Source organism: Emticicia sp. 17c (genome assembly GCF_037153985.1).
In the GTDB taxonomy this organism is placed as follows: Bacteria; Bacteroidota; Bacteroidia; order Cytophagales; family Spirosomataceae; genus Emticicia.
On record NZ_JBBAYI010000015.1, the window covers coordinates 11930 to 25749 of the forward strand.

General features: G+C 38.0%; 13 protein-coding genes. 2 read left to right on the forward strand and 11 right to left on the reverse strand.

The features are described from left to right. Window positions 1–58: 58 nt before the first annotated feature. The 11 genes from WAA15_RS21865 to WAA15_RS21915 all read right to left on the reverse strand — a co-directional run bounded on the left by WAA15_RS21865 (window position 59) and on the right by WAA15_RS21915 (window position 12840). A complete protein-coding gene (locus tag WAA15_RS21865) occupies window positions 59–1720 on the reverse strand; it encodes a L,D-transpeptidase family protein (protein WP_337044976.1) in 1662 nt (553 codons plus the stop codon). After that, a complete protein-coding gene (locus WAA15_RS21870; protein WP_337044977.1) occupies window positions 1707–2402 on the reverse strand; it encodes a murein L,D-transpeptidase catalytic domain family protein in 696 nt (231 codons plus the stop codon). The genes WAA15_RS21865 and WAA15_RS21870 overlap by 14 nt, the downstream gene beginning before the upstream one ends. 284 nt (window positions 2403–2686) lie before the next feature. Continuing rightward, window positions 2687–3334, reverse strand: a complete 648-nt coding sequence (locus WAA15_RS21875) for a hypothetical protein (RefSeq protein ID WP_337044978.1) — start codon at window positions 3332–3334, stop codon at window positions 2687–2689. Between the two features lie 108 nt (window positions 3335–3442). After that, complete coding sequence (locus WAA15_RS21880) at window positions 3443–4885, reverse strand: RagB/SusD family nutrient uptake outer membrane protein (protein ID WP_337044979.1); 1443 nt, start codon at window positions 4883–4885, stop codon at window positions 3443–3445. 20 nt (window positions 4886–4905) lie between these two features. Further along, entirely contained in the window at window positions 4906–8061 is a 3156-nt protein-coding gene (locus tag WAA15_RS21885) for a SusC/RagA family TonB-linked outer membrane protein (protein ID WP_337044980.1), read from the reverse strand. 239 nt (window positions 8062–8300) lie between these two features. Beyond that, the gene (locus WAA15_RS21890) at window positions 8301–8591 is read right to left on the reverse strand and encodes a YciI family protein (protein WP_337044981.1); all 291 of its coding nucleotides are present in this window, start codon (window positions 8589–8591) and stop codon (window positions 8301–8303) included. A 19-nt stretch (window positions 8592–8610) separates the two neighbouring features. Continuing rightward, on the reverse strand, window positions 8611–9282 hold the full coding sequence (locus WAA15_RS21895) for a carbohydrate-binding protein (protein WP_337044982.1): 672 nt from the start codon (window positions 9280–9282) through the stop codon (window positions 8611–8613). Window positions 9283–9946: 664 nt separating this feature from the next. Beyond that, complete coding sequence (locus WAA15_RS21900) at window positions 9947–10651, reverse strand: hypothetical protein (protein WP_337044983.1); 705 nt, start codon at window positions 10649–10651, stop codon at window positions 9947–9949. A gap of 24 nt (window positions 10652–10675) precedes the next feature. Beyond that, window positions 10676–11455 carry a DUF4097 family beta strand repeat-containing protein gene (locus WAA15_RS21905; RefSeq protein ID WP_337044984.1) on the reverse strand — a complete coding sequence of 260 codons (780 nt, stop codon included), beginning with the start codon at window positions 11453–11455 and terminating at the stop codon, window positions 10676–10678. A 133-nt stretch (window positions 11456–11588) separates the two neighbouring features. After that, window positions 11589–12338, reverse strand: coding sequence for a HEAT repeat domain-containing protein (locus WAA15_RS21910; RefSeq protein WP_337044985.1), 750 nt, complete (start codon window positions 12336–12338; stop codon window positions 11589–11591). After that, window positions 12322–12840, reverse strand: coding sequence for an RNA polymerase sigma factor (locus WAA15_RS21915; protein WP_337044986.1), 519 nt, complete (start codon window positions 12838–12840; stop codon window positions 12322–12324). Before WAA15_RS21915 ends, WAA15_RS21910 begins: the two co-directional genes overlap by 17 nt. 401 nt (window positions 12841–13241) lie before the next feature. On the opposite strand from WAA15_RS21915, the gene WAA15_RS21920 reads away from it, so the two are divergent. Both WAA15_RS21920 and WAA15_RS21925 read left to right on the forward strand, forming a co-directional pair. Further along, entirely contained in the window at window positions 13242–13562 is a 321-nt protein-coding gene (locus WAA15_RS21920) for a DUF2975 domain-containing protein (protein WP_337044987.1), read from the forward strand. A gap of 3 nt (window positions 13563–13565) precedes the next feature. Then, window positions 13566–13790 carry a helix-turn-helix domain-containing protein gene (locus WAA15_RS21925; protein WP_337044988.1) on the forward strand — a complete coding sequence of 75 codons (225 nt, stop codon included), beginning with the start codon at window positions 13566–13568 and terminating at the stop codon, window positions 13788–13790. The last annotated feature ends 30 nt before the right edge of the window (window positions 13791–13820 follow it).

The following is a 13820-nucleotide window of genomic DNA, read 5'->3' on the forward strand; positions in this document are numbered from 1 at the left end:
ATAACCCAAAATATAAAGCCTTGAAAACCAATCTGTTTTCAAGGCTTTTATTGTGGTGCTATTGCCCAAAAATTTCGGTTGATAATCGGGCATCCAAGCCATATAAATCATTTCTGAAATTAAGCTGCCCGTTGGTATCTACCCATGCAGTAAAGTAAACAATATAAACAGGAATAGTAGGTTGTACACGAATACCCGTTTCTTTGTCGGTCTTTAATACTTCATCTACTTTTGTAACATCCCAAGCCGGATTATTCCTGAGTAAATACAGGGCCAGTCTTTTAGGGTCTGATAACCTGATACAACCGTGGCTGAACGCTCTTTTCGAATCGTTGAAATGCCCTTTTGATGGGGTGTCGTGCAGGTAAATATTAAAGTTATTCGGAAACAAAAACTTCATTTTTCCTAAAGAGTTTTTGTTGCCGGGTTTTTGCCTGATAACATAAGGAATCCCCGAAGTGTAAGAACTCCAGTTAATAGTAGAAGGATTGATAACTTTATTGCCCGAAACTACCTCCATGTTGTTTCTGGATAAATAACCCGTACCACGTTTTAGCTGAGGAAGAATTTCGTTACGAATGATACTTGGCGGAATAATCCAATACGGATTTAACACTATTTGCGATAAATTACCTTTAAAAATGGTTGTTTGTGAAGCAGTTTTGCCTACTACTACATTCATGGCCAATACCTGCCGTTGATTCTCAAAAACATGTAACATAAATTCAGGAATGTTTATGAGCAGATAGTCTTTTTCTAATTCAACCGGAACCCACCGTAAACGCTCCATATTAACCATCATTTGTCTGATTCGATACTCAATTGGTTGGTTAAGCTCCTTTAAAGTAGCCAAATCAATTTTACCACTTTCTTTTAAACCCATGCGGTGTTGAAAACGAATTACGGCATTTTTTAATGAGTCAGTAAATGTCAGAGAGGTATCAGCTTGTTTTAAATCGCCAGTTAAAAATAAATGTTGCTTAGCCCTGAAAAGGCAAGTGTCACGGTCACCAACCGACAATTGTTTCTGGCTGGTAAGCACTTTTGGCAAGCCTCCCTTGCGTTCAATATTGCGGTATTGCCTTAGTTTTTCCTTTAAGCGTATGTAGTAAATATTAACAGGCTCTCTTACTTTTTCACCCTGTGAAATCGAAACAAGCGAATCAAGTAATGATTGATAGTTTTTCTTTTTGCGAGGAATAAACCACTCCAAATCAAGTGGATTTTTAGTAACTCCGCCATAAGCCTTTTCGGCAAACTCAAAGAAAGTAGTAGTAAGCAGTAACTCTAGCCTTTGTACCTGTCTGGTTTCTTTAAGAAAACCCTTTTCGTCTGCTTCGGCTTCCTGAATCAGTTTATCCAGTTCAGGATTCTTAAAGGTGGTGTCGGCAAAATCATACGCATAGCTTTGAAGTTGATTGTAAAAATTTTGTGCAGCATGGCTCATGCCTTGTTTGGTAAACCATGCCGACTGGTAGCCTCGGCGCATATAAAACTCAGAGACTTCGTTCTGAACAGTATCAAGTACCTGATAGTTGCTGAAAAATGCGTTAACAGCCGTACTGTCGAGCATAATATCAGTGAAATTCTGTGTAGAATAAATACTGGAGTCGGGTAAAACACTCCGTTGTTTTTTCTTTCCTTTTTTGCAGCTTGTAATGTTGATAATAATTGATAAAACTCCTAAGAGAACAATAATGAATTTTTTACTTTTTTGCATAAACAGACGGTGGATTTTCACGGTGGATATATAATAAACTGCCGTTGGCAATAACGGGTACTACTTTAGGTATTAATTCGTTAGGCAAAGCCGGGCAGCCGAAACTACGCCCCAAGCGGCCAAACTGCCTTATGAATGACTCGCTCACATAAGCCGCCCCATGAATAATGATTTCACGACGACGAGCATTGTCGTTGATACCTTTCTGTAAACCAGCCAGCAACAAAGCCAAGCCGTGTTTAGGACTTTGAATGGTTTGCCCAACCAGATAAAACCCTAAACTACTCTGGTGCGAGTTTAATTGATTAGAAAAATAGTGTGCCACGTTATCGCCAGATTTTTGTCCGTGTGCCACCAGCGACGAAAAAAGTAATTTTTTCTGAATAATATCTATTACAAAAAACCTTTCCTGCGTTGAAGGAAGATTAAAATCAATAATAGTAATAACGGGTTTAGCCGGACGATACGCCTCATAACCAGCCATTGACTCCTTGAAGGCAGCATAACTCACTACACCTTCAAGGTGGCAGTCGTTATATAAGTTCTGAATGGTATTACTAAGGCTCTTTTTCTCGGAAACAATATATTTTTTGGAAGAGTTTTCGGTTGAATTTGTATTGATTGAGGGTAATGCCACTATAAGGCTATACAAAAAATAAGCTAAATTAAAGAAGCTGAACATGAGATAATTATTTTTTGGTACTTTCACATTAACACCTTTTTAGGCAAAATCATTTCATCAAGGCTTATTTATTGTCTTGGCTATGAGGTAATTCAGGGTTGTATTCTGATAAATGAGTGTGTATTTTATGAAGGCTTAATCTGGAGCAATGTATTAAAACGGGCTACTTATCGGGCCTGTAAAGCGTAATAAAGAAATTTTTAAATAATGTTTACCGTCTGAAATAAAATGCCCATTCCTTCATTGAAAATTAATAAAGGAATGGGCACACAGAACATTTTATGTTAGAGAGTATTGTAGTACTGAAAAACGCGAATCAGGTCATTTTCGGTTTTAGTACTAAGTTTTTCTTTCTTAATAAATTCCTCTATTTCAGTTGTCTTTGTAGCCATTAATGCTAAAACAGATTTTTTATCGGTTTTAATTTTGGTAAGTTGAGCAAGGTCACCTACATAGTAAGTAATGTTATTTAGTACGTTTCTTTGGAGGGTAGCCGAGCCGTAGGGCTTTTCATCAATCAAAGATTTATGGTTTTTTTTCCATAAAGTTAAATTACCTGTAACTACTTTTTCATAAAAAATGCCGTCTGTTCCTCGTTCAAATTTGTGCGTGTTAGCATCTTTGCCAATAACGAATGAAGCAATGGGCTGATTAAATGCCTTTGTGCTTCCGTCGGTATCTTTAAAAATAATCTGATTGGTTACTTGGTCGAACATCAAGTCGAGGTTATCAAATTTTTTGCCTGAGGCCATGGTTACACTGCCTTTCTCCCAAGATTCAAAAAGATACGGAGAGCCTTTTACATTCATATATGACTGCCCCGCCATGGGTGTGCCACCTAGCGGGTCTCCTGAAACGGCTATCTGGCAGGTAGCATTAAAGGGACTCCAGCATAAGCAAGTTACTAGAAATAGCTTTTTTAAGTTTTTCATATTTGACAGTAAAGAGTTAGAGGTATTTAAAAATAATGGGTTGTCTTTAATTCTGAATCAAGAATAAGACAACCCATCATAGGGAAAAACAAAACCAGTAGGTATTAATTAGTTACCAATACCTGGGTTAGTTTGAGTTTCTGCAAGAGGTATACCAAAGATATATCTGGTTTCGCTTGGCTGAATCATTGCACCAGCACCAAATGAGTTGATAGGCTCGCCTCTTCTTAGAATATCGTTAGTTCTGAAACCTTCAGCCAATAATTCAATACGTCTTTCAGTCAGGATAGCTTTTACTAAGCCCGCTTTATCAAGTGTACCGAAATCATAACCTTTGTCCGAACGCTCGTGAACAGCTTTCAATAAAGCTAATGCACGTGTTTGGTTACCAGCTTCAGCTTCAGCTTCTGCAAGGTTCAATAGTACTTCAGCATAACGGATGTTTGGAACGAAGTCGATATAAGGAGATACACCGCTGAATTTTGTTACTGACGGGAACGCCGCTACACTTGTAGTAGGTACTGTCAATTTAGTTTTACGGTCATCAACAGCTCTGAACTGAGGGTTGGCATAAATACCGCTTCCACTTGGATTCAGGTAATATTCTACGTTACCAGCGTTGAAATAATAACCTAACTGGTTTTGAGTACCAGGGGCGTTAGTTTCAGCCATTGGGAATGAGAAAATCGATTCTACCGAAGTATATGGAGCTTTGAACACCGACGAAACATCTGATTGTAGTTCATGTGCTACACGGTTAGCTGATTTGAAAGGAGCAGACGCCGAAACAATTTTATTTGCTTCTGTAATTACACCTGCGTAGTCTTTTTTAGCTAATAGTACACGAGTTTTTAACGCAATAGCTGTGTTTTTGTGCGCTCTTGTAGTGCGTAACAAAGCAGAGCTATAATTGTCAGGTAGTTCGTTTTCAGCTTCGTTCAAATCTTTAATAACTTGGTCATAGATTTGAGCAACTGTACTTCTGGCTAAGTTGTTGTTAGCTGAGGTAACTTCACCTTTTAATCTTAATGGTAAACCCGGAGATGCACCGTTATCTAGCGCATAAGGTTTAGCAAAGAACTGAACCAGAGAGAAATAAGTAAGAGCTCTTAAAAATTTAGCTTCACCACGATAGTTAGCTGCTAAAGCTGTGCTAACCGAGTTCGGATTAGCAGTAAGCCCTTCAAGGAACAAGTTAATTCTGTTGATAGTCAGATAACCTTGCGTCCAGAAAGCAGCAATGTAAGTATCTGAGGGGTCTTGGTTACCTTGATAAGTAGAGTAACCAGTTACAGAGTTTGTTGTACGGTTGATAAACTCTTCTGCGCGGATGTCGCTATAAATCAAGTAACGACCGCCAAAAAGGCTACCAGATTTTGCAGAACCGTATAAACCAACTACTTGTGACTCAACACGTGCTGGTGTAGAGAAAACAGTAGCATCAGACAAGCTTAGTTCTGGGATGGCCTCCAGAAAATCTTCTTTGCAAGAAGAAAGGCTCATAGCCAAAGCCAGTGTTAAGATTCCTATTTTTTTATTAACCATTTTCATAAAATCAATGTCATTTAAAATTAAAAACTTAAGTTAAGACCAAGAGTGAATTGTCTACCTTGTGGAATGGTATTACGCTCAATACCAGAGGCAAGGTTTGAATCTCCGTTTGTTGAGATTTCAGGGTCAACACCGGTATATTTGGTTAAAAGGAAGGCATTGTTCACCTGAGCATAAATTCTTAGTGAAGAGATACCTGTTTTGCCAAATGTACTTGGAACACGATAACCTAAAGTTGCGGTTTGTAATCTTAAGAAATCACCTTTTTCTACGTTTTCAGAGATAAGGAATGATGAACCGTTAGATACGTTGTCACCATATACTGGTCTTGGAATATCAGTAACGTCACCAGTTTGTTTCCATGAGTTCAGTACATCAACAGAGTTGTTCCAAACACGTTGGTCTCTTAAACCAGCTTTGCTACCATTGTAGATATAGTTACCACCCGAGAACGTAAAGTTCAAGCCTAAGTCAAATCCTTTGTATTTTAAAGTATTGTTAAATCCACCATACCAAGTTGGAATAGTACCACCAAGAATTTGTTGTTGAGAAGATGGTGAAACAGTTTGAGTTCCGTCAAGGAATGTCCATGCGTTAGGGCCACCCAAGTGTAGGTATTGTACTTCTTTACCATCGCGTGTTACGAAGATACGACGACCATTAGCTGGGTTAACACCGTGTGTTACTACACCATAGATTTGTGCTGCTGAGTAACCAACTTTAGTAATACTTGTAGCTTCAAGGCCAGAAGTAGTAGTAAGAATTGGCGTATTAGCATCAACAAGGGCTGTAACCATGTTTTTGTTAGTAGAGAAGTTGATGTTGGTTGACCATGTGAAACCTCCTTTGTTAACAGGCACAGCAGTAACCGAGAACTCCCAACCTCTGTTGTACATTGAACCAACGTTCGCAAGAATTGTGTTGTTCGGAATACCTTTTGAAGGTGCTTGTGGTACGTCCAAAATCAAGTTATTGATGTTTTTGTTATACCAGTTAGCTTCAAGCGTGATACGGTCGTTAAGGAAGCTAAGGTCTAAACCAATGTTAGTTTGTTCACTTGTTTCCCATTTCAAATCTTTGTTACCAGCTTGGTTAAACGCTAGCGTAGCGGCTGAACCATAAAGGCCTGAACCAAAAGTTGAGTATGAACCATAAGCGTTGTTTACGTTACCATTACCAACTTTACCCCAGCTAGCCTTCAAACGTAATGATGAAATTTTGTTGCCTAAGCCCAGATTTTTGAAGAACTCTTCTTCTGAGATAGTCCAACCAGCAGACACCCCACCAAAATTACCCCAACGGTTTTCAGCAGAAAGTGCCGAGTTTCCATCACGACGGTAGTTACCGCTAATGAAATATTTGTTAGCGAAGTTATAGCTAAGGCTACCTAAATATGCCTCATAAGCTACTTGTGTAATACCATTTCCGGCAGCAAGGTTAGTGCTGTAGTTACCTTGGAAGTCAGTAAAGAAGAAGTCAGCTAGACCTTGACGTTCAGCACCCCAGTTAGTAGTTCTTCTTTTTTGAACATCAGAACCCAATACTACTGAAAGATTGTGTTTACCACCAAAAGTTTTCAGGTATTGTAAAGTGTTAATCCAGTTCCAGTTATCTGCACGGGCAGTATTGTTGTAGGCATCACCGATTGACGACCAACCATCACCGTTATATGGGTTCCAGAAACGAATGTTTTCTGTATTTCTTCTATCCCAAGAGTAAGTAGTTTTGAAAGTCAAACCTTCGTATAATTTCACTTCAGCACCTAAGTTTGCAATTAAACGGGTGTTTTCTGAAATGTTTTTATCTAAATCTCTTAATACAGCCGCATTCGGGAACTGTGCAGGCAATAGGTTGTTTTTACGACCTACTGTGTTGTTTTCGATGTTGTAAGTTCCATCTTCGTTGTAAGCAGGCAAGTTAGGAACTTGTGCAACTGCAATACGACCTAAACCTGAAGTAGCGAAAGCACCACCAGCATACGAACCACTGTTAGGTGATTTGTTGATTGAGTTGGTAAAGTTGAAGTTAGCCGTTAACTTTAACCAGTTTGTAGCTTGGTGGTCCATGTTGAAACGACCTGAACGACGTTGGAAAGTGTTTGCTTTCAAGAAACCATCTTGGTCTGAGAAACCTGCCGAGAAATAATAGTTGGTTTTTTCTGTACCACCTTGTACTGTCAGGTTATGGTTTTGAGAGAAACCTGTTTGATATACCTCTTTGTACCAGTCTGTATCGATTAATGAACCGTCAGCACGGTAAGCAGGTAAGAACGATTGGTTTTTATCATTACGTTGAGACGCAGGAATCGCATTCGGGTTGATTGATAAAGCATTGGCAATAGCAAGGTTTTTGTGGTCCATGTATTGTTGTGCATTTAATACGTCTGGCAAACGCACTGCATTACTTACACCAGCCCAGCTATCAATAGAAACTTTTGCTTTACCTGTTTTACCACGTTTAGTAGTGATTAACAAAACCCCAGCAGCAGCACGAGAACCGTAAATAGCGGCCGAAGCAGCATCTTTCAATACGTCGATAGACTCAATGTCAGCAGGGTTAATATCACCTAGCGGGTTGTTAGTACTCGCGTTAGCTGATACGTTATCTGTCGAGATAGGTATACCGTCAATTACAACTAATGGGAAAGAGCTCAATGAAAGTGAGCTAAGACCACGTACACGAATAACAGGAGGGTTGTTTAACAAACCGTTAGGTTGTGTAATATTTACCCCTGAGGCTTGTCCTGTTAAACCTTGTGAGAAACTTTGTACAGGGCGTTCGGCAATTGCATTTGCTTTAATAGTAGATGCCGCTCCTGTAAACTCTGCCTTTTTCTGGGTACCATACCCCACAACTACTACTTCACTTAATTGTTTGTTGTCTGCCGCTAATTGTACATCTACAATTGTGCGGGTTCCTACTGCCACCTCTTGTGAGATTGTACCAATAAAAGTAAATACCAAAGTTGGGTTGCCAGATACGTTTATTTTATAAACACCTGAAGCATCTGTTTGTGTACCTTGTTTTGTTCCTTTTACTGTAACACTCACACCTGGCAGGGGTGAACCATCTTCTGAAGCCGTTACCTTACCGGAAATTGTTCTTTCTTGTGCAGCAGCCTGCCACCCAGTAAAGATAACCCCCAGCATGAAGAGAAGTAATAATTGTTTTCTCATTTTTTGTAGGTTTGTTTAGTTTGTTAAAAAAATTGACACACAGTTGAAAAAATTAGGACTGTAAAATTATTAAAATCTGATTAAAAAAAAAATCTACAATAAAATCATGTTATTTTTAGTACTTTATGAGCTTGCTATTTGGGTTAATTTGTCGATAAAATGCCAATAAATGTAGATTTTTTGGTTTTAATTAGCGACTTAATAATTTATTAAAATTGTCATGGCTCATATTAGAATAGTTATACATTGGCTACTTTGAAAGGTTTGATTTCAATTGACTCCCACACGTTTTCATTAATGTATGGTTCGTTGGCATACCATTCTTTCATCTGTTCTTCGGTTTCGAACTGTACTATCATTACTGAACCTGCCATTTGTCCGGCTTCGTCAAGAATAGCCCCACCAATTACAAAGTTGTTGTTGGTTTTTAAGGCTTTTGCTCCTGCCAAGTGGCGGGGTCGGGCTGCCATTCGTCGGTTTATTGCATCAGCGTCGGTGCCATCTCTAGCAATTATGACATATTGATTCATATCGTTTAATTAATCTTCTTTAAATCTTTTTGAACTCCAGATAATCGTAGTTCATATTCCCATGTGCTACGGTATGCAAGGTAAGTGTATGTATACCTTTGCTTAATACAACTTTAGCTATTGTTTCTGACTTGTTCCAATGATGCCATTGCCGCCATGCTACGGGGTCGTTAGCGTCATAAGTCGAAATTACTTTCAGTTCTTTTGCCAGAGGTTTGCCATCAATATCAAGGCCGATTACACCGTCACCATTGGCGGTATACATCAGGTTAATGGCATAGGTAGCGGTCTCTTTTACTTTAACGGTATAGTTTATCCATTCGCCTGGTTCTGTCCAGCCCACATAAAACTTGTTCATTTCTGGGGCTACTTTATTGTAAGGCGTATTGTCTATATCATTTTGTTTTGTGTAGGAGATGTCGACCGCTTCTTTCATTCTGAACTCATTGAGGAAATTACCATTAGGCGGATTCAGCTTACCACTACCATTATTAATGGCATCGGTATCATGATAGGCAACACCCTCGCCACCATTGTTGTAATATTCACATTCTATTTTGCCCGGAATTTCTTGTATGGTATTCATCCATGCTTGCCCTGATAGCCTCGAAGTGGCTGTTTTGGAGCAAGCAGTAAAACCTGCCAGTAAAGCAACAAAAAGATAAAACCTCATGATATACTTTTGCTTCATACATTGTATGAATGGCTTCAAACGGAGACAGAAGCTACATAATTAATTAAAACTTGCTGTAATTGGAAGAATAACTGCCCGGATAGAGCAATTATTGGGCTTTGAGTTTTTTATACAATTCAGTTAAAGTTTTACTATTAATTAGGTCTGTTACGTAAATATGGTTAGTAATACGTTTGTGAGCCGATGAAGTCTCATTTATATCTTACAAGACGTAACAACAAATGCCAACGCTGTGAATAATTTAGATTTTGGCAAAAAAAATTTTAAAAATCTTTCAATCAGCCATATAATTATGAATAGGTATGTTTATAAAGCCTAATATTCTTTGTAAACTATTTTGTAATCTAACATACATAGCAGTATTGGTGGTTGATAAAATTTGTTGATAGGTATTTAATGAGGTGCAAGAGTTTTTGTGCCTATTTTTTAAGTTTCGACCAAATAATCAGGATAACGCTAAACTGTGGATAAAGACAGCAACTGGGAAGCCAGAAACACATTTTAATGGATATAACACGTAATTTTTGAAAGCTGTGTGCAAATTATATGCTAAAAACAAATTGGCTAAAAAGCAGTGGAAAGAAACAAATAAATAAAATCGATAACCGATAGAGCTACTATCTGGATACCGATTTTATAAAACATACATTATAATTACAAATTACTTTTTACTTCTTACATAAACATTGTTACTGATTGATTCCAGTTGTATTTCTGGCCCACCACCATTAACTGTGCCTTCCAATAAATATCCGACTATCGGGTTTTTCTGTTTTTTGGTTTTAAGAGCAATGTCTAAATCAGAATATACTTCGCCGGTAACAGTTTTCATGCCTAGGTTTCCACCCTTACCTTTGGGCCAGCTTACATCCAGAAATCCGCTGATGGTTTTGGCTTTAACTGCACTGGTTACATTGCTTAGCCAGATATTGCCGTTGATGGTTTCAAGACTTAATTCGGCCTGTTTAGGCAGAAAAACCTCATAATTGATTTTACTGCATACAAAGTAATTGCGCCCGTTTTTACTCCACGAAGAATGATGTCTTTCTGGGTCATTAGGGCAATCTTCCGCTTTGCCTGTCAGGATTAACTCTTGGTCAAAATCTGTTTTTATGTTAATTTCATTCGTAGTGTTTTTGGCATCAACCAGAAGAGCATCGTTCAGTTTACCCGAATTAATTTCGACTTCAATTTTTACATAAACTTCGGCTTTATCCCAGTATTGTACTTTAATGTCATCGGCAAATTTCATGTTAAGATTTACCTTCTGATTAGCCGAGAAAGGGATTTTCTTTTCAATTATTTTCTGAGCCGTAGCTAAGTAATGGCAAGCGCCAAGTAAGAGTAATGTTAATAGCTTTTTCATAATTTTTATATAGGACAAAGGTTGTTATTTCGCCTTGCGGACGTAGATATTGCTGCTGATAGTATTCAGTTGAAGATTTACTCCACCACCGTTCAAATTACCATTGATATTGTGTCCACCACCTACTCTCGACATTCCATCTTTTCCTGATTTTAAATTCAAATCTAAATCAGAGTAGATTTCTCCTGAGATAGATTTCATCGATAGTGTAGCCTTAGCCGTAGCAGGAAGAGTTATATCTAAGTCCCCGCTTATCAAAGAGATAGAAGAAGGGGTAGACTGATTCAATGAAGAGAAAACCGCAGTTAATTTGCCACTGATACTATTGGCTACAATAGGTCCGGTTACATTTGTAAGTTTTATATCGGAATTATTGGTTTTTATTTCCAGATCTCCGTCAATATTATTGAAGCTAACAGGTGAGCCACCTTGCCAATTAATCTGCGTATACATAATACTTGCCTTGTTAGGAACCATTATCGTATATTTTGATGATTTTCTTGAAGCTTTCTCAATTCTCAAAACACCACCTTCCATATTAACAGCCAGCCCCAGACCCGTATTATCAACATTGGTATTGTAGAGCGGTTTCAAACCTTTGGCTTGTTCCGGTAGGGGTTCAGTGCTACCACCTTTAATGATTACCTCATCTCCGGCATATCCTTCAATTTTAAGGTTTTCAGCATCGAGTTCAATTAATATTTTGCTGTCTTTAGTATTGGCTAATTTTGTCTTGAAATCCTGTGCTTGCGTGTAGACAGCAGTCAATAAGAGGCAAGCGAGTACGAACATATTCTTTTTCATTGTAATGTGCTTTTTAATAATTATGAACTTGATTTGTAAATAAGATGCTCAGAGAATAAGGCCTTGACTTCTCCGAAAATCTGTGTTTTGTTTATCTATTGATTTTTTGAATACACTTGTGTTTTCCTTCTTACTACAACGTAATCAAAGTAGCCGCACCCTCTTCTGCTTTCATACGCACCACATCCATCACGGCTTTATCTTTTGAAAGCTGCTCCAGCGTTTGCGAAGCACGTTTTTCTTTCATCATCACCAGTAATTCGATGAGCGTTATCTGAATAGTTGGGTCTGTCTGAATTTTGAGAGATTGCATAAGGCCCTCTCTTACGGCAGGTTCAGTTTCGAAACGAGCCAGTGCCTGACAAGCAGCCAGACGCACATTCACGTTATCGTCGAAATTCAATGTATTAATTAAAAGTTGTATTAATTCTTTGTCCAATTCTTCCAGTTTTAAGCTCTGGTTTACGGCATCAATCCTTTCACTGGCCGATGTCAGATTCACCTGTTGAAACTGCAAGGTTTCTCTCATTGCCCTTTCCGGCGTACTCTGTGCAATCGGTATCTCGCCACCTTTATCATTATAAATATATCCTGCGGCAAAACTTCCTATTACTAAAGCCACGCCTGCTGCAATTCTCAGGCTCAATGCTCTGAACTGAATGATTCTGCCTTTCTTTTCAATTTTGCCAAGAATTGCTTCATTCAGGTTTTTTGAGGGTGTTTCCTGTGCAGCTTGTCTGTAATAAGCAAACTCTGCTATATGTTGTTGCAAATGCGCAGGTATATCACTTTTGCTAAAAAACTCTTTGATGTACTTTTCTTCCTGGAGTGTGGTTTCACCCTCGTAGTATTTTTCCAGAAGTTTTTCAATTTCCTGATACATAACTGTTTACTTTTAAATAACTATCTCTCACACTTTTGCGCGCTCTCGACAATATTACTCTGATATTATTGATGGTTTGCCCGGTTATTTCTTCAATTTCTTCAAATGAGTATTCTTCTACATCGCGCAAGTGAAGAATAGTCTTCTGAAGCTCAGGCAAGTTATCAATGATACTTTTCAATAACTGATTACTGTCTGATAATTCGGTCTGTTCATGAGGTGTACGAGCCAACTCTTTCACTTCGACAGTATCTGGCATTGCCTCAGTTTTGGTATAGGCATGAGACTTTAATTTATCCAGACAAAGGTTTTTCGTCATCTGAACAGCCAGAGCTTCCACACTCTGGTAATGGTCTAGCTGCTGTCTCTTGTCCCACAGTTTTAAAAGAATTTCCTGTACAGTATCTTCTGCTTCTTCGTTGTTTCGAAGAAAGAGTTTCGCTACCCGAAACAAACGAGCCTGATGCGATAAAACTGCTTGTGTAAATACCTTTAAATCCATTTCAATTACATAGACGACCAGCCCTAAGAAACATTACAAATTTTTTTTATTTTTTTTTATTCATCATAAATAATTGCTAAAAATGTTATGATTGTAAAGACGTTTGTCGGGAAATTAGTGGTGTTATAAATGAAAAAAAACAATATGTAGTTATCGTAAAACAGTAATTAATTATTATTTTTACAATATATTTAAAAAAATGAATGATGAAAAAAGTAAAACTTGTATCCAGCATACTATTTTATATTACGCGCCTGCTTGCAGTTTCTTATTTTGTTACAACTGTTTATTCTGCGTTTTGCCTGTTAACGGGGTTGAATCTGAATTTTAGAGAAGGTGGTAAATATTTTCAGGTGTTGTATCCGTTCACACAAAAACCTTTTTTGAATGGAGATTATAATATGCCTTATATTGTATTCGATTTTTTGTCACCTTTAGGGCTATATGGATTGTTTTTTTTGTTATCGAGTAATGTTTTTAAGGTGTTTTTTCAGCCAAAATTATTTTCTCAATGGGGTGTAAGGCAATTACAACTATTTTATGTGGCAAATCTGTGCCTTCCGGCATTAACAATTATGTTGGCAAGTATTTTTTCTTTAGTTGACGATATTGCTATAATTTTAATTGTTTTGCATTTTATTTTAGGCGTTTTTGCTTATTTCCTATCTGCAATTTTTAAACAAGGCTTAAAACTGCAAAATGAACAAGACTTATTTATTTGAACTATGCCAATTATTGTAAACGTTGATGTGATGCTTGCGAAGCGCAAGATGCAAAGTAAAGAATTGGCAGAAAAAATAGGAATCACACCTGCCAATTTATCTGTGTTGAAAACCGGAAAAGCTAAAGGGATTCGGTTTGATACCCTTGAAGCTATCTGCAAAATACTAAACTGCCAACCCGGTGATGTACTGGAGTATGTAGATGAATCGGTAATGCAGGCAAGCTAGTGAGAGGGGCAAGTCATACACAGGAGACAA